The organism is Rhodococcus sp. IEGM 1354, assembly GCF_030056855.1.
In the GTDB taxonomy this organism is placed as follows: domain Bacteria; phylum Actinomycetota; class Actinomycetes; order Mycobacteriales; family Mycobacteriaceae; genus Rhodococcoides.
This window is the reverse complement of record NZ_JASHKT010000007.1, coordinates 176,478-193,059: the sequence shown is the minus strand read 5'-3', so window position 1 is coordinate 193,059 and position 16,582 is coordinate 176,478. Positions and strand designations below refer to the sequence as shown.

Below are 16,582 nucleotides of genomic sequence, written 5' to 3'. Positions count from 1 at the left end.
AACGGTCGGATCGGCCGACGCGTCGTCCACGACCGAGCGCGGGGCAACACTGGTGAGGAGTCATACTTCAGATGAGTTCGGATGGATCGACCGGCACACCGTCCGAGTCGGGCGGCCGAGTGGGTGGACGGTCGAGCCGCCCCAGGCCTACCCGTGCACGACCCACCCGCCAGCGACCGGCCCGTACGGTCGCGCTGCCGACTCTGCTCGCCGCGGCGGTGGAAAAGAACCCGGACGGTACCGCGGTGGAAGTCGGCACCCGGTCGCTCACCTATCGGGAGATCGACTCCCGGTCGTCCAGGCTCGCCCGGCTGCTCATCGCACGCGGGGTAGGTCCCGAGGATTTCGTGGCTCTGGCACTGACCCGTTCGATCGAATCGGTCACGGCCGTGTGGGCCGTAGCGAAGACCGGTGCTGCATTCGTGCCCATCGACCCCAACTACCCGGCCGCCCGCATCACTCACATGGTGAACGACTCCGGCGTGCGAATGGGTGTCACTGCAACACAATTCGAGGACGCGATGCCGACGTCGGTGTCGTGGATCAGCCTCGACTCGTCCGAGACCGAAGGCGCACTCCAGGGGTTCTCCGACGACCCCGTCGTAGCCGACGACCGACGGGCGCCGATTCGCCCGTCCACGCTCGCGTACGTCATCTACACCTCCGGCTCAACCGGTCTGCCGAAAGGCGTCGCCGTCTCCCACGCCGGACTGGCTCCGCTGACCTCCACTCAGGTCGAGACCTACGGGCTGGACTCCGATTCGCGCACACTGCATTTCGCGTCACCCAGCTTCGATGCGTCCGTGCTGGAGCTACTGATGGCCGTGGGTGCGGGGTCGACGATGGTCATCGTCCCGCCCGGCGTCTACGGCGGTTCCGATCTGGCCGACATGCTCCGCAGCCACCGCGTCAGCCACGCTTTCATCACCCCGGCAGCGCTGGCCTCGCTCGATCCGGCAGAGGTCCCCGACATGCGAGTGCTCGCGATCGGCGGCGAGGCCTTCACCTCGGAGCTGATGTCGAAGTGGGCACCGGGTAGACGTTTTCACAACGTATACGGCCCCACCGAAGCGTCGATGGTGTGCAACATCTCGCCGCCGTTGAACGCGGGCGAAGCCGTGCTGCTCGGGCCGTCCACCAAGGACATGGGCTACCACGTGCTCGACGACCGGTTACGGCAGGTGCCCGCCGGAGTGCCTGGGGAGCTGTATCTGACCGGTGCCGGCTTGGCGCGGGGCTACCATCGACGATTCGCGCTGACCGCGGCGCGATTCGTGGCCAATCCGTATGCAGCCGAGGGTATCTCGGATCAGAGTCGGCTGTACCGCACCGGTGACCTGGTGCGCTGGCGGGAGGTGGCGTCCGGACGGGCCATCGAATACTTGGGCCGCAACGACTTTCAGGTCCAGATCCGAGGCTTCAGAATCGAACTCGGTGAAATCGATGCCGTTCTCACAGCGCAGGACGGGGTCGACTTCGCAGTGACCCTCGGGCACCGCAGCCCTACCGGCGCAACCGTTCTCGCAGCGTACGTACTGCCGGTGGCAGGGACGGACGTCGACCTGGACCGGGTGCTGGACGAGGCCGGGCGCAGTCTGCCCGCGCACATGGTGCCCTCGGTGATCACGCGGATCGATTCGATCCCGCTGACTCCCACCGGCAAGCTGGACCGAGACGCACTGCCGGAACCGGTGTTCGAGGCCGCGGAGTTCCGGGCCCCGTCGACCCCTACCGAACACGTGGTGGCCGATATCTTCGTCGAGCTGCTCGGGGTCGAACGGGTCGGCTTGGACGACGACTTCTTCGCGCTCGGGGGCAACTCCCTGATCGCCACACAGCTTGCGGCTCGATTGGGTTCGGCTCTGGGCGTTCATGTTCCCGCGCGCTCGGTGTTCGAGTCCTCCACCGTGGAAGCCTTGGCGCAGGCCGCCGATTCGGCCGACGGTCCGGTTCGAGCTGCGCTCGACACGTCGAGGCAGCGGCCCGAGCGCATCCCGCTCTCGTCCGCACAGCAGCGAATGTGGTTCCTCAACCGCCTCGACACCGATTCCGCCCTCAACAACGTGCCGGTCGCTCTGTTGCTCCGCGGAGAACTCGATGTCGACGCGCTGCAGGCCGCCGTGGGGGACGTGGTCGGTCGACACGAATCGTTGCGCACCGTGTACCCGGAGATCGACGGTGTCGGGTACCAACAGGTGCGGGAGGAGGCCGAGACGCACGTCGGGATGGACGTGGTCCGCATCGCTCGCGACGACGCGCTCGCTGCGGTCACGCAGTTCTTCACCCGGGGATTCGACGTCACCGTCGAGATCCCGTTTCGTGTCCGGCTGTTCCACATCACGGACCCCGCCGGGGCAGCACCGGAGTACGTGCTGGCCTTCGTGGCCCACCACATATCGGCGGACGGGCTCTCGATGGCCCCGCTGTCCCGCGACGTCATGACGGCGTACCTCGCGCGGCACGGCGGATCGGCACCGCAGTGGGCGCCGCTGCCGGTCCAGTACGTCGACTACACACTCTGGCAACTCGACATGCTCGGCTCCGAATCGGATCCGAAGTCGCTGGCCCGCAAGCAGATCGACTATTGGCGTCGCACGCTCGACGGCCTCCCCGAGCAGTTGGATCTGCCCTCCGACCGGCCGCGTCCGCGGGTCGCGTCGGGGCAGGGGGCGGTGACGGCGTTCGAGATCGATGCCGCACTGCACGCCCGCGTACTCGAGTGCGCACGCGAGCACGACGCCACCGCGTTCATGGTGGTGCACGCTGCGTTGGCGGTGCTGCTGGCCACGTTGTCCGGGACGTCCGACATCGCCGTGGGAGCACCGGTGGGTGGCCGCGGCGACGCACGATTGGACGACCTGGTGGGCATGTTCGTCAACACGGTGGTCCTGCGAACGCAGATTGCCCAGGATGCCCCGTTCGGCTCTGTACTCGATGCCGTACGTACCTCCGACCTGGAGGCTTTCGACAATGTGGACGTGCCCTTCGAGCGTCTCGTCGAGGTACTCGATCCGGTGCGTTCGCAAGGGCGGCACCCGCTGGTCCAGGTGGCGTTGTTCTTCCAGAACTTCTCCCAGGGGTCGTTCGAGCTCCCCGATCTCGGCGTCGAGGCATTCGGTTCCGGGGCGGCGTCGGCGAAGTTCGATCTTCAGGTGACGCTCACCGAACTCGGGGACGGCGCAGGTCTGGCCGGCGAGCTCATGTACGCGACGGATCTGTTCGACGAATCGACGGTGGCGTCGTTCGGGCGACGGCTGGTGGCTGTTCTCGAGGCAGCGACCGCTCGTCCGAATGTTGTGGTCGGCGATATCGACGTTCTCGATTCGGCCGAGCGCGAACGAATCGTGTTGCGCGGCAACGGCGACGAGGTGGCTGTCGATTCCGGCGAGGTGTTGTTGGACGGCTTCGACCGCGTGGTGGCCGACACACCCGACGAGGTTGCGGTGGTGTTCGGTGAACGGTCGCTGACGTATCGGGAGTTCTCGGCTCGGGTCGACGGGACTGCGCAGCTGTTGCGCGAGCACGGTGCCGGCCCCGGGGTTCTGGTGGGGCTGGCGATGCGGCGGTCCGTCGAGTTGGTCGTCGGCATGTATGCGGTGCTGCGGTCGGGCGCGGCGTACGTTCCGGTGGACCCGGATCAGCCGACCGAACGTAACGACTACATTCTCGACACGGCCGCTCCGGCGGTCGTGTTGTCCACGGCACGAGACGAATTCGTCACTGCCACCACAGTTCCGGTGGTCGACATCACCGACCCACCGGAGCCGTCCGAGTCGGTGGTGTTTCCGCGTGCCTCCGGGGACGACCTGGCGTACGTGTTGTTCACGTCCGGGTCGACCGGTCGCCCGAAGGGCGTGGCGATCGAACACCGGGCCATCGTCAACCAGATGGCCTGGATGGCGCAGGAATACGCTCTCGATGCGTCGGATGTGTACCTGCAGAAGACGGCGACGACGTTCGATGTCTCGCTGTGGGGTTTCTTCCTGCCGCTGCGAACCGGCGGTCGGTTGATCGTTGCTGCCCCGGGCGCGCAGCGTGACGTCGAGGCGGTCGCCGCCGATATCGCGCGGCACGGAGTGACCGTGACGGACTTCGTGCCGTCGATGCTGACGGTGTTCGTCGAAGCGGTGTCGGCGCAGTCCATGTCGTCGTTGCGACACGTTTTCGTCATCGGTGAGGCGCTGCCCGCGGGTACCGTCGCTGCCTGTCGGGCCGTGTCGGATGCGCGGGTGCACAACTTGTACGGGCCGACCGAGGCGGCGGTGAGTGTCACCTATCGCGATGTCTCCGAGGACGGGGCGTTGTCCGGATCGGGGGCCGGTTCGGTCTCCATCGGTGTGCCCGAGTGGAACACGTCTGGTTACGTACTGGATTCGCGGTTGCATCCGGTACCGGCGGGCGTTCCGGGGGAGTTGTATTTGGCTGGTGTGCAGTTGGCGCGGGGTTACGTTGCGCGGCCGGACCTGTCGGCGGAGCGGTTCGTGGCGAACCCGTTCGGCGACGCGGGGGCGCGGATGTATCGAACCGGTGACCTGGTGCGGTGGTCGATGGATTCCGATCGGCTCGAGTACATCGGGCGCACCGATTTTCAGGTGAAGTTCCGTGGGCAGCGAATCGAGTTGGGAGAGATCGAGACTGCGCTGACGGCGCGGTCGTCGGTGAGTCAGGCCGTCGTCGTGGTGTCGCACTCGGCGGTCGGTGAGTCGTTGGCGGCGTACCTGGTTCCCACTCCCGGCACCGACATCGATGTCGAGGCGGTGCGGGCGGAGGCGGTGTCTGCGCTGCCGTCGTACATGGTTCCGTCGGCCTTCGTCGTGCTCGACGCTCTACCGCTCAACGCTGCGGGAAAGCTGGATCGTCGTGCGCTGCCTGCTCCGGAATTCGAGACCCGCGAGTTCAGGGCCCCGCAGACACCGGTGGAGGAAGCAGTTGCCGGAGTTTTCGCGGACGTTCTGGGAGTCGAACGAGTAGGACTCGACGACGACTTCTTCTCGCTCGGCGGCAACTCTCTGCTGGCCGTCAAGTTGGTCTCCGCGCTGAAGGGGGCCCTCGGTGGTCGGTCTGTTCCTCTGAACTGGTTGTTCGTGGACGCGTCCGTCGCCTCGCTTGCGGCGCGAATCACTGCTGCCACGGCATCGGGAGTCGGCGGAGCGGAAGCAAGCGGACTCGAGGTCCTCGTACCTCTACGGGTGGGTGGTTCTTCGGCCCCGCTGTTCTGTATCCACCCCATTGTGGGTCTGTCCTGGGCCTTCGGCGCTCTGGCACCGCACATCGGCGACGACCGCCCGATCTACGGATTGCAGTCGCCCGCGCTGTCCGGTGCAGAACCTGTGCCGCAGTCGATAGAGCAGTGGGCTGCGATATTCGTGGACAAGATTCGCGCCGTGCAACCGTCGGGCCCGTATCACCTGCTGGGGTGGTCCATGGGCGGACTAATCGCACATGCGATGGCCGTACAACTGCAACGCGAGGGCCACGAGGTCTCGACGCTGGCCATGATGGACTCGTTCGTTGCGGGTGGATCGGACCACCTCGTCGACAGGCCGGTATCGGCGGACGAAATTCTCGGCGGGCTGGGTGTCGGTGCGGACGACCACCTCGAGATCGGTGAACTCACGGTCGACTCCGTGGCCGAACTGTTGAAGTCGATGCCCGCACCTTTCGACTCGATTTCCCGCGAACGGGTCGCCGGGATACTCGACGGCATCGCACGATCGGCAGAGCTCATCGAAACCTATGTGCCGCAGACCTTCACGGGACGGGCGCTGCTGTTCGCATCGGTCACCGACGATCCCACGGGCCACGTGGCGGCGGCCACGTGGCACGGTGCGCTGAGCGAGGGCGTAACGGTCGTCCCGGTCCATTCGACGCATTGGCAGATGGCGTCGTCGCCGGCATCGACCGAGATCGGGCCCGTGCTGGACGCGGAATTGCGCCGGTAGGCCGTTCGGCAACGACGAAGGCCTCACGACACCGTGTCGTGAGGCCTTCGTCGTTGCGTGTGGAGAAACGCTCAGCAGGGTGCAGGCGTGGTGGTTGCGTAGTCGGGATCGAGTGCGGTCTTCACCATGTACAGGGGAGCGGGATCGGCAACGAGACCGACGTGCGACGTCGTTGCCGCGGGGCACACGTCCTGAACCCAGACGTTGTGCACCATCGCCGGGTCGCCGGACTTGAGAAAGGTGTTCGAGGGCGGCGTCGAGACGGTGTCGTTGCGCGTGGCGATGACGGTGTACTCCACCCCGGGTTCGACGTCTCCGCCCTCGTTCAAGCTCGTGAGCGTCGTCGAACCGACGAGTTGCTGGGCACCCGCCATGTTGTATGTCAGGGGGGTGAGTGCGTCGCCGGGCAGACCGAGCGAGGTGAGCAATTCGGAGAGTTGCTGCAGACCACCGAAGGTCGTGCCGTGATTGGTGGCACCCAATGTGACCAGTGTGTGAACCTTGTTGCGGGCTGGGTCCTGCGGATCGGTGCCGCCATCGAACTTCATGTACTGCCGAGTGGCGGTGCCGCCCTGCGAATGGCCGACCATGTCGACTTGCTCGGCACCGGTTGCCGCGAGTACTTCGTCGACGAAACGGCCGATCTGACGGCCTGACTCTGCGATGTCGCCGGAGCCCCAGATGGTCGTATTCGGGTCGAGCAGCAGCGGTACTCCGCCGTAGTTGGGCGCGAAGACGCAGTAGCCCTCGCTCTTCAGCTGCGGTGCCAGGATCTTCCACGTGGACGCATCCATCTTGGTCCCGTGGACGAGCACGACCGGACGGGGATGGGCTTCGCTGGGAACACAACCGAAGTCGTTGGCACCCTCGAGCGTAGGAGTGGCGGACACCGAGGTGCCGGTGGGCGACGGTGCAGCTACCGCTGTGCCCGTCCCGGTGAAGGACAGGGCACCGGCCATCGCGACAGCAATCGCCGTGGGCAATACTCTCGTGAACTTCTTCGGCATGGCCTCTATCTCGTCCGGGGCGTGGAATCCGCCGCTGTCACCTGCATCTGCGTCACCGACCGTAACAGCCGGACACGCAGACGTAACAGGCGTGCTGGTCAAGGGTGCCGGTCGGGCAGGCCGGTCGGCGAGCGCGTGTGGTGGACATCACCAACTGATGGCTCCGTATCTGATCCCTGCCCGAAGCTCGCCGACCCGGATGACGAACGCACGCAGCCAATGGCCGCGTGACATCCCGGTCAGCGACGTCGGCAACAGCGGATTGCGCAGCAACAGCGCCACCCACCAGGACACGACTCGGCGCACTTTCAGTGCCGGGCACCCCTGAGGCCGGTAGATTCCGCGCAGCTTGGCGAAGCCGAACCCGAGACGAAAGGACTGGCGCAGGAGAGGGCGTAGCTCGTCACGCAGTCGATACGCCACTACTGCCTCGGTACTGAACCCCAAGGAGTAACCCGCGAGTTGCGCACGCCAACTGAACTCGACATCCTGGCTTGCTCGGTAGCGGTTGTCCATGCCGCCGAGATTGCTGTACACCGATGCCCAGCAGGCCATACTTGCGCCGATCGCGAACGGCAGGAAGTCGGTGCGGCCCTGCTTCTCCGGTGGCGTCGTGGGAGTCCACGACAGCGCCCGGGCACTGTTCAGCGTGTCGGTTTCGACAGCCGTCCCGACCACATCGAAGGACGACGCCTGCTGCACGAGCGTGGTGAGCCACGACGTGTGCACGACATCGTCCGAGTCGCAGAACGCCAACAGGTCACCGGACGCCTCTCGGGCACCGCAGTTGCGTGCGTAGCCCGCTCCGGTCTCGCGGGAAGCATCGATCGACCTGAGCTGCAGCCGCTCCCGCAAAGGATGAGCGAGTACGTACTTGCCGAGGTCCCCGGCTCGGGTGTTGTCCGCGACGAGCACCTCGAACGGAAAACGGACATCCTGATCGGCCAGAGCCTGCAACTGTGCGTCCAAGTGCGGATCGAGGCCGCCGACGGGAATTATCACCGATACCGACGGGTGCTCAGGTCGTGCCCGGTCGACCACAACAATCCCCCCAAAGTAGAAATGGCGGCCCGGACTACGCGATCAGCCCGACGCGGATGCCTTCTTGTACCCCCGAATCGCAGGGTAGAGGAAGATCACGACCATTCCCAGAGACCACGCGAGAGTTTGGAGAATTGGAGTCATGACGGGCCCGCCGACAGCCAGCGCGCGCATCGCGGAGACCGCAACCGACATCGGTTGCGCGGCAACCACCGGCTGCAGCCAGAGCGGATACGCGAGGACGGGGACGAATCCTGCGTTGAAGAACATCAACAACGTGCAGAAGATCGATACCAACTCGACCAGTGGTGCGTCGCCGGCCACCGTGGCGAGGAACGTGACCATGACTGCGAACCCGATACCGAACACGACCGGAATCAGGAGCAGCAGGATGCCGGCCTGGATTCCCTGGGTGAATCTGAACCCCAGCGCCACACCGGCACAGATGATGACCACGGTTGTGACCAGCACTCGAACTGCTTCGGCGATCATCCTGCCCAGTAGACCGGCCGCGCGGTGAGTGGGCGTTGTCCAGAACCGCGACAACAAGCCCGACTTTCGTTCCCCCTTGAGGCCGACAGCGCTGACGATCGATCCGAACATGGCTCCGACCAGAGCGATCATCGGCACCTGGCCGTAGATCGCCGGCGATCCGGTGGCCGCGGAAATGGAGTTCCCGAGTACGACACGGAACATGACCAGCATCAACGCGGGGTACAGCAACGCTTGAATCATCGTCGACGGATCGCGCATCCATCGCATCAGAAGTCGCTTGGCCTGGATCAGGCTGTGTGTCCCGAGCGCACGAATCGACCCTTCTCGCAGGGCCATGTTGGGTTCGGGAAAGGTCAAGTTGGATACGCGTGCAGCGTTCACCGACGCTTCTGCCATCGTCATCTCGGACTCGTCATTCTGGTCTCGAGCTCGCCCAGATGGCGAGCGGGACGAAGAACAGGATCAGGCCGGTCACCCAGGCGAGGGATGGCCACAACACCTGGAAGCTGACTCCGCCCTCGGCCATGTCGCGCATGGCGAACGAGAACTGAGAAATCGGTTGATTGCGAACGAACGGTCTGATGAGTTCCGGAAAACCGCTCTCCGGAACGAATCCGCACGAGGCCATGCCGAGGATGAGCTGGGGCAGGGTCAACACCTGGCTGGTCGCTTCGGGGCTCTTCGACAGCGTTCCGATTGCATCGGCACCGATCGACAACGTGGTGCTGATCAGCATGGCCAGCGCGCAGAACAACAGGGCCTGACCGAATCCTGCGGAGAAGCGAAAGCCGATGACGTAACCGAAGCCGAGTGCGGATACGAGAGATACCAGCGAGCGGACCACGCCGCTCGAGATTCGCGACACCAGCGGAACACCACGTACGACGGGCATCGTCTTCAGACGCGAGTTGAGTCCGCTCATCGCCTCCGTCGATGCCCTCTGCGCTGCGGAGATGGCGGTGAACGCCATTGCCTGCAGCACGATGATCGGCATCAGAAATTGTGCGTAGTCGATGCCCTGCAGGCCCATCACGAACTTGAGCGGAAGATAGAAGCCGATAGTGAAGATCAGCGGAGCGATGACCGCGATCAGCAGCTCACCCTGGGTGAGCATCGTCCACAGCGCACGACCGGTCAGTGCCTGCCACTGCACGAAGCCGGACGGCCGCGTTCGTGACCGGCGTCTGGGCTGCTGCGTCGTCGACCCGGTGGTCGTCCGAGGGGCGGTGACCGCACGCGTGTTCGACACGCCTCGCGTCGTGGCCGTCACGGTGTGGGGCTCGCTTGCGAATGGCCGGTGAGGGTGAGGAAGACGTCGTCGAGCGAGGGGCGGCGCAGTGCGATGTCGGCCAGCACGATGCCGCGGGCGTCGATGCGGCGGAGGATTTCGGACAGCGTCGCAGCACCGTCGGGGGCCGGCACGGACAGGCGGTCGGATGCGGCAGTGATCTCGGCGTGCACGGCCGGAGGCACCATGTCGCCCAGCGCCTCGGCAGCTGCTCGCAGCTGACCCGGATCGAGGGGCACCACTTCGCAGTAGCTACCGCCGGTCATGGCCTTGAGTTGGTCGGACGTACCTTCGGCGATGACCGTGCCCTTGTCGATGACGATGATGTTGTCGCTCAGCACGTCTGCCTCTTCGAGGTACTGCGTCGTCAACAACACTGTGATGCCCTGTGCCTTCAACGCCTCGACCAACGACCACACCCCCTGCCGGCTGCGAGGATCGAGTCCGGTGGTCGGCTCGTCCAGAAACACGACTTCGGGACGCACGACCAGGCCGCATGCGATATCGATACGACGGCGCATGCCGCCGGAATAGCCGCGGACCGGACGCTTACCGGTGTCGGACAGGTCGAATTCGTCGAGCAGGGCCTTGGCGCGAGCCTTGGCAGCCTTTTTGTCCAGACCCATGAGGCGGCCGAACAATTCGATGTTCTCGCGCCCCGAGAGAGTGTCGTCGAGGGCGGCGTACTGGCCCGTCATCATGATCGATCGCCGCACCGCGGGAGCGTCGGCGGCAACATCGTGGCCGGCGACGAAGGCCCGGCCACTGTCGGGCGCGATCAACGTGGACAGCACTTTCACAGTCGTGGTCTTGCCCGCACCGTTGGGTCCGAGGATGCCGAGCACGGTTCCCCGCTCGGCCGAGAAGCTGATGCCGCGCAGCGCATGCACGTCGCCGAAGGACTTGTGAACGTCCTCCACGTGTACGGCTGCGTGTTGAGCTGACGACATCGGATCTCCGAGCTGTGGGATGAATGGGGCCGGGGCAGTGCCGAGGCCCGTGGAGGGCCACTACTTGATACGGGAACTGCCGGGAAATGTTACCTGTGGAGTGCAGTCGCAGATGTTCTGCCCATCAGCCCCAATCGATATCGATACTGTCCTCGACGTCGAGCTTTCGGCACAGGGAGCGCAGTCCGCTGTAGTCCTGAACCAGCGCTCGACGGCTCTTGTCGGCCTCGACGTCGGCGATCATGGCCTCGGCTCCGCGAATTCCTTCGAGTTCGAGAATGCGCGCCCAGGTCGAGAAGTCGCTGCTCGAGAACGCATCCATGCCGTCGACGAGGCCGTCGAGGAACTTCTGTCGATCGTTGGGTCCGAGCCTGTCGAAGACGATCGCCGCCATGTCGTCGGCAATGGATGCGTGGCAGTACTCGTCGCGATTGTGGAGTTTGACGGTCGCCCGATTGATCGGCTGAATGACGTCGTCGTCCTCGATCAGATCGAGATAGGACGTGATGGAGATCTCGGCCACCGTCATGAAGGCAAGCGAGCTGATCGCGGCAGACCACGGGTCGTCGGTGGTTGCCTGAGCGGTCCGCTGACGGCGGACGGTGGAACTGAACGGCAGCGATCGTTCGGACAACGCCCAACCGCGACCGCGACGGGTCGCCGCACTGGCGTTGAGATGCATCAGTGTGTGGTATTGCTCGTCCACCATGGCCTGAGTCACCGCCACCGCGAGGGTGTCGCCCATCCCGGTCTCGAACACATCCTGAGCCAGCAGCGAAAACCCCGGGTGAACGACGTGCTGCTCGACATCCATCACGTTCTTGTTGAACGCGATCCAGCCCCAGGCCCGCAGCCGATCCTGCTGTTCCGATTCGGCACCGAGGAATGTGTCGTGTTCACCGAACGGGATCAAGGCGTCGGGAAAGTCTTGCTTGGTCAGGTCGAACAAATCGTCCAACTGGGGTTCGGGCTTCTTGACGGTGGCACGCTGCGACCAGTTCTTCGCCAACCGCGCTACGACCGCGCTCTCGACGACATCGTGGGGGTCGTGCTCCGGCAAGGTCGGCTGTTCCAACATCGTGTGCCCCGCCTCCGCGTCCGGACCGGCGATCACGAATTGTCGCCGGAACCTCGAACGATACCGAACAACTCGGCACAGACGGATCGATAGCGATCGGCGGAGCCGCCGAGGGCGCTGCCCGCTCGGGTCATCAGTTCGGCGAACTCGAACTCCGAGCCGGATTCGACGGTCGCGCCGAGCAGTTCCGTTGCGCGGTGCAGCGCCGCCCTGGCGTCGGCGGCGTGTGGGTTACCTGCCTGAACGTCCCAGTACACCTCGGGCTCGCCACCGGTGATGCGCGCAAGGACGGCGAGCATCGTCGTGTGTGGGGGAGGGGCGACGGCGTCGACGTCGTCGAACGGCAGATCGAGCTCGGCCAGGGCGAGCCCGAACGCGAGAACGCTGGCGTGGGTGAGCGCTTGGGTCGCCGCAGCGAGTCGGTCGTGGCGCTCGGCGTCGAGGAGAACGGTACGGCCACCCCAGTGCTGCAGTCTGTCGACGAACGCGTCGGCCGAGGTACCGGGTCGGTGGACGACGACGGCAACGGGGCGTCCGTTCATGCCGAGGGACGGTGCGAACATCGGGTTGATGCCCAGCGTCGGGCCGAGGTGTCCGCCGCGGCCGACGTGCTGCGAGTAGCCGGACTTGACCGACAACGTCTCCACCAGCAGGGCGTCGGGGCGTACCGCGGTCAGGTCGGCCGACAGTGCCACGGACTCGGGCACAGCGAGCACGATCGTCGACGCAGTCGACAGTGCAGCTGTGACGCGGTGGTCGGGTGCGGTGATGTCGCCGACGAGCGTCGCGGCGTCGACCGATGTCGAAGCGGCTCGAGCGTCGACGACGGTGACCTGCACGCCGTCGCTGCGCAGGAGGTCGACCAATAGCCGGCCGACGGCACCGGAGCCCCCGACCACCACTACCGAGTTCTGCTGCTCCGACCTAGTCACCGTGTCCATCGGTCGAGTATGTCAACGAGAGGCTGCAGATACCCAGATCGTGATGTCGGCGTGCATCACCTCGACGCCCACGGTGTCACGGATGGCAACCGGCACGACGATCTCGCATCCGTCGGTGATGGTCGCGAAATCGGGAATGGTCTCGAGTTCTGCCACCGCGCGCAGTGACGTGGTCGCCTTCGTCAGGTACTGGACGGTCATCGACTTCGGGATCCAGCGGTGCGACGTCGGGACAGTGGCCTCGGCGAGCATCCCCATCGCGACCTCGGCGAGGTTGCATGCGGCGATCGCGTGGAACGTGCCCAGGTGGTTGCGGATGCCCAGCCATTTCGGAGCCTTGACTTCGCAGCGACCCGGTTCCAGCGCAACCACCCGCGGTAGTACGGACGCGAAATAGGGCACGCGAAGACACATGCCGATGGAGAACACGGTGGATCCGATAGTGTTGTTCGGGAGCTTCGACCAGGCACGGTACGTGGCCCCGGTGGTGGTGGCGGCTGTGTTCATTGGCTTACCTTACTGCTGAGTAAGGTCGCGCGGGGCATGCGGATCGACCCCGAGTTGATCTGTCGGGCACACTGCGGCATACTGGTCGGGTTGCCTGGACACGGGACGCGCATGCGTGCGGCCTGAACCAGGTGAGTCGATCGAAAGGTCGGCTGAGTAGAACATGAGACCAGCGCTCCACGTGAGCGCGTCCGGACCACCAGCTCGATCGGTGTGGATCTCCTCCTTCGGATGGTTGAAGCGAAAGTTTCAGCGCAGAAGAATGGGCGGAATCGCGACACGCCCGACCGCGTGGACCGGAGAACCATGACAGATGAAGAGCGGCAACGGATACAGGTCACGCCTGGTCGTCAACGTTTTTCACTGTCGTGTGTGCACGAAGGCAGTTCGAGTCGGAGGGATTCCCCCGGCTCGGGGACTGTGCAGACGAGGTGGAGCAGGCCGAACGGCCCGTTCTACGACCAAGCGGCAAGAAAAGGACACTAAGCGTGGCGGGACAAAAGATCCGCATCAGGCTCAAGGCCTACGACCATGAGGCGATCGACGCGTCAGCGCGCAAGATCGTCGAAACGGTCACCCGTACGGGTGCCCGCGTCGTCGGACCGGTGCCGTTGCCGACAGAAAAGAACGTGTACTGCGTCATCCGTTCGCCGCACAAGTACAAGGACTCGCGCGAACACTTCGAGATGCGTACTCACAAGCGGCTCATTGACATCCTCGACCCGACACCGAAGACGGTGGACGCGCTCATGCGCATCGACCTCCCGGCCAGTGTCGACGTCAACATCCAGTGAGCGCGGAGACAACGATGACTGATAACAAGAACCGGCCTGCGACAGGAATTCTGGGCACCAAGCTCGGAATGACCCAGGTCTTCGACGAGAACAACCGCGTCGTTCCGGTGACCGTGATCAAGGCAGGCCCCAACGTGGTCACCCAGATCCGCACCCAGGAACGTGACGGCTACAGCGCCGTCCAGGTCGCATTCGGTGCGATCGACCCGCGCAAGGTGAACAAGCCCACCACCGGCCAGTTCGAGAAGGCAGGTGTCACGCCGCGTCGCCACATCGTGGAGATCCGCGTTGCCGACGCCTCGCAGTTCGAGGTCGGCCAGGAGCTCACGGCTGCAGTGTTCGAGGACGGCGCATACGTCGACGTCACCGGCACCAGCAAGGGCAAGGGCTTCGCCGGAACCATGAAGCGTCACGGCTTCAAGGGACAGGGCGCGAGCCACGGTGCACAGGCTGTGCACCGTCGTCCCGGATCCATCGGTGGCTGTGCAACGCCGGGTCGCGTGTTCAAGGGAATGCGCATGTCCGGACGTATGGGTGGCGACCGAGTCACGACGCAGAACCTCTCGGTCCACAAGGTGGACAGCGAGAACGGTCTGCTGCTGATCAAGGGAGCGATCCCGGGCCGTCGCGGCAACGTCGTGATCGTCAAGTCTGCATTGAAGGGTGGTGCACGGGCATGACCAGCCTCGAGAAGAACACCGAGACCAAGCTGACGCTCGATGTCAAGGAAGCCGGCGGCAAGACCAACGGCACCGTCGATCTCCCCGCGGAGATCTTCGACGCACCGGCGAACATCGCGCTGCTGCACCAGGTCGTCATCGCACAGCTGGCAGCTGCTCGTCAGGGAACCCATTCCACGAAGACTCGTGGCGAGGTTCGCGGCGGCGGCAAGAAGCCGTACCGGCAGAAGGGCACCGGCCGCGCCCGTCAGGGCTCGACCCGCGCTCCTCAGTTCGTCGGCGGTGGCACGGTCCACGGACCGCAGCCGCGCGACTACAGCCAGCGGACCCCCAAGAAGATGAAGGCCGCCGCTCTGCGCGGAGCCCTCTCCGATCGGGCCCGCAGCGAGCGCCTGCACGTCATCACCGAATTGGTTGCCGGACAGGTTCCGTCCACCAAGGGTGCGAAGACGTTCCTCGCCGAGATCTCGGACCGCAAGAAGGTCCTGCTCGTCGTCGGCCGCGAGGACATCGCAGCCTGGAAGAGCGTTCAGAACCTGGACGGCGTGCACCCCATCGCACCCGACCAGCTCAACACGTACGACGTGCTCAACGCCGATGATGTCGTTTTCAGCGTGGAAGCGCTGAACACCTTCATCGCTGGGCCTGCAAAGAACGAGGAGGCAAGCAAGTGACCACGATCGCCGATCCCCGCGACATCTTGCTGGCACCGGTCATCTCCGAGAAGTCCTACGGACTGATCGAAGAAGGCACGTACACGTTCCTGGTGCACCCGGACTCGAACAAGACGCAGATCAAGATTGCCGTCGAGAAGATCTTCGACGTCACCGTGACCAGCGTCAACACGATGAACCGTCAGGGCAAGCGTAAGCGGACCCGGTTCGGTTACGGCAAGCGCAAGGACACCAAGCGCGCGCTCGTAACGCTCTCCGCCGACAGCAAGCCCATCGAGATCTTCGGAGGTCCGGTCGCGTAAGCGACTGGGACTCTTCGGATATAGAGGACGAGAAGACTCATGGCAATCCGTAAATACAAGCCGACAACCCCGGGCCGTCGTGGCTCCAGCGTGTCCGACTTCGCTGAGATCACGCGTTCGACCCCCGAGAAGTCGCTGATCCGCCCGCTGCACGGTCGCGGTGGACGTAACGCACACGGTCGTATCACCACCCGGCACAAGGGTGGCGGTCACAAGCGTGCGTACCGTCTCATCGATTTCCGTCGCAACGACAAGGACGGCGTGCCGGCCAAGGTCGCTCACATCGAGTACGACCCCAACCGCACCGCGAACATCGCACTGCTGCACTTCGCAGACGGCGAGAAGCGCTACATCGTCGCACCCAAGGGCATCGCCCAGGGCTCGCCGATCGAGCAGGGTGCCAATGCCGACATCAAGCCCGGCAACAACCTGCCCCTGCGCAACATCCCGACGGGTACGACCATCCACGCGGTCGAGCTCCGTCCGGGTGGTGGCGCGAAGATGGCCCGCTCCGCTGGAGCGAGCATCCAGCTCCTCGGCAAGGAAGGCCCCTACGCCACGCTGCGTATGCCGTCCGGTGAAATCCGTCGCGTCGACGTGCGCTGCCGCGCAACCGTCGGCGAGGTCGGCAACGCCGAGCAGTCGAACATCAACTGGGGCAAGGCCGGCCGCATGCGCTGGAAGGGCAAGCGCCCGACCGTTCGTGGTGTCGTGATGAACCCGGTCGACCACCCGCACGGTGGCGGCGAGGGCAAGACCTCCGGTGGACGCCACCCGGTCAGCCCGTGGGGACAGCCTGAAGGCCGTACCCGCAAGAACAAGGCGAGCGACAAGCTGATTGTCCGTCGTCGTCGTACCGGCAAGAACAAGCGCTAGGAGGGAG

General features: G+C 65.0%; 14 protein-coding genes. 6 read left to right on the top strand and 8 right to left on the bottom strand.

The genetic code is table 11. From position 1 onward, the window contains the following. Positions 1-71 precede the first annotated feature (71 nt). A complete protein-coding gene (locus QM588_RS17300) occupies positions 72-5,942 on the top strand; it encodes an amino acid adenylation domain-containing protein (protein WP_283315111.1) in 5,871 nt (1,956 codons plus the stop codon). 71 nt (positions 5,943-6,013) lie between these two features. Here the strand turns inward: QM588_RS17300 and QM588_RS17295 are convergent, their stop codons facing one another. The 8 genes from QM588_RS17295 to QM588_RS17260 form a co-directional block, all read right to left on the bottom strand. Beyond that, positions 6,014-6,949 (bottom strand): esterase/lipase family protein, encoded by a 936-nt coding sequence (locus QM588_RS17295; RefSeq protein ID WP_283315110.1) that lies wholly within the window; start codon positions 6,947-6,949, stop codon positions 6,014-6,016. Positions 6,950-7,096: 147 nt separating this feature from the next. Continuing rightward, a complete protein-coding gene (locus QM588_RS17290; RefSeq protein WP_283315108.1) occupies positions 7,097-7,951 on the bottom strand; it encodes a glycosyltransferase in 855 nt (284 codons plus the stop codon). Between the two features lie 81 nt (positions 7,952-8,032). After that, positions 8,033-8,887, bottom strand: coding sequence for an ABC transporter permease (locus QM588_RS17285; RefSeq protein ID WP_283315103.1), 855 nt, complete (start codon positions 8,885-8,887; stop codon positions 8,033-8,035). 10 nt (positions 8,888-8,897) lie between these two features. Then, the gene (locus QM588_RS17280; RefSeq protein ID WP_283315100.1) at positions 8,898-9,734 is read right to left on the bottom strand and encodes an ABC transporter permease; all 837 of its coding nucleotides are present in this window, start codon (positions 9,732-9,734) and stop codon (positions 8,898-8,900) included. A gap of 17 nt (positions 9,735-9,751) precedes the next feature. After that, a complete protein-coding gene (locus tag QM588_RS17275; protein WP_135046975.1) occupies positions 9,752-10,723 on the bottom strand; it encodes an ATP-binding cassette domain-containing protein in 972 nt (323 codons plus the stop codon). 124 nt (positions 10,724-10,847) lie between these two features. After that, positions 10,848-11,801: an AurF N-oxygenase family protein gene (locus tag QM588_RS17270; protein WP_283315291.1), complete on the bottom strand. Its 954-nt coding sequence runs from the start codon at positions 11,799-11,801 to the stop codon at positions 10,848-10,850. Positions 11,802-11,833: 32 nt separating this feature from the next. Then, a complete protein-coding gene (locus QM588_RS17265) occupies positions 11,834-12,742 on the bottom strand; it encodes a prephenate dehydrogenase dimerization domain-containing protein (protein WP_052061452.1) in 909 nt (302 codons plus the stop codon). 12 nt (positions 12,743-12,754) lie between these two features. Beyond that, positions 12,755-13,249, bottom strand: coding sequence for a hotdog fold domain-containing protein (locus tag QM588_RS17260; RefSeq protein ID WP_283315094.1), 495 nt, complete (start codon positions 13,247-13,249; stop codon positions 12,755-12,757). A gap of 488 nt (positions 13,250-13,737) precedes the next feature. On the opposite strand from QM588_RS17260, the gene rpsJ reads away from it, so the two are divergent. From rpsJ to rplB, 5 genes are read left to right on the top strand one after another with little or no spacing between them, the layout of a single operon-like run. Then, entirely contained in the window at positions 13,738-14,043 is a 306-nt protein-coding gene (gene rpsJ, locus QM588_RS17255) for a 30S ribosomal protein S10 (protein ID WP_003938093.1), read from the top strand. 14 nt (positions 14,044-14,057) lie between these two features. Beyond that, positions 14,058-14,723: a 50S ribosomal protein L3 gene (rplC, locus tag QM588_RS17250; RefSeq protein ID WP_027496309.1), complete on the top strand. Its 666-nt coding sequence runs from the start codon at positions 14,058-14,060 to the stop codon at positions 14,721-14,723. Beyond that, positions 14,720-15,397 carry a 50S ribosomal protein L4 gene (gene rplD / locus QM588_RS17245; RefSeq protein WP_008718317.1) on the top strand — a complete coding sequence of 226 codons (678 nt, stop codon included), beginning with the start codon at positions 14,720-14,722 and terminating at the stop codon, positions 15,395-15,397. Before rplC ends, rplD begins: the two co-directional genes overlap by 4 nt. Next, positions 15,394-15,699 carry a 50S ribosomal protein L23 gene (rplW, locus tag QM588_RS17240; protein ID WP_027496310.1) on the top strand — a complete coding sequence of 102 codons (306 nt, stop codon included), beginning with the start codon at positions 15,394-15,396 and terminating at the stop codon, positions 15,697-15,699. Before rplD ends, rplW begins: the two co-directional genes overlap by 4 nt. Positions 15,700-15,738: 39 nt before the next feature. Further along, positions 15,739-16,575: a 50S ribosomal protein L2 gene (gene rplB, locus QM588_RS17235; RefSeq protein WP_008718311.1), complete on the top strand. Its 837-nt coding sequence runs from the start codon at positions 15,739-15,741 to the stop codon at positions 16,573-16,575. Positions 16,576-16,582 lie beyond the last annotated feature (7 nt).

What these genes read in the sequence shown, in the direction of transcription:
- QM588_RS17300 (WP_283315111.1), top strand. Translation starts at nt 72, where the DNA reads ATGAGTTCGGATGGATCGACCGGCACACCGTCCGAGTCGGGCGGCCGA.
- QM588_RS17295 (WP_283315110.1), bottom strand. Translation starts at nt 6,949, where the DNA reads ATGCCGAAGAAGTTCACGAGAGTATTGCCCACGGCGATTGCTGTCGCG.
- QM588_RS17285 (WP_283315103.1), bottom strand. Translation starts at nt 8,887, where the DNA reads ATGACGATGGCAGAAGCGTCGGTGAACGCTGCACGCGTATCCAACTTG.
- QM588_RS17275 (WP_135046975.1), bottom strand. Translation starts at nt 10,723, where the DNA reads ATGTCGTCAGCTCAACACGCAGCCGTACACGTGGAGGACGTTCACAAG.
- QM588_RS17270 (WP_283315291.1), bottom strand. Translation starts at nt 11,801, where the DNA reads ATGTTGGAACAGCCGACCTTGCCGGAGCACGACCCCCACGATGTCGTC.
- QM588_RS17265 (WP_052061452.1), bottom strand. Translation starts at nt 12,742, where the DNA reads ATGGACACGGTGACTAGGTCGGAGCAGCAGAACTCGGTAGTGGTGGTC.
- QM588_RS17260 (WP_283315094.1), bottom strand. Translation starts at nt 13,249, where the DNA reads ATGAACACAGCCGCCACCACCACCGGGGCCACGTACCGTGCCTGGTCG.
- rplC (WP_027496309.1), top strand. Translation starts at nt 14,058, where the DNA reads ATGACTGATAACAAGAACCGGCCTGCGACAGGAATTCTGGGCACCAAG.
- rplD (WP_008718317.1), top strand. Translation starts at nt 14,720, where the DNA reads ATGACCAGCCTCGAGAAGAACACCGAGACCAAGCTGACGCTCGATGTC.
- rplB (WP_008718311.1), top strand. Translation starts at nt 15,739, where the DNA reads ATGGCAATCCGTAAATACAAGCCGACAACCCCGGGCCGTCGTGGCTCC.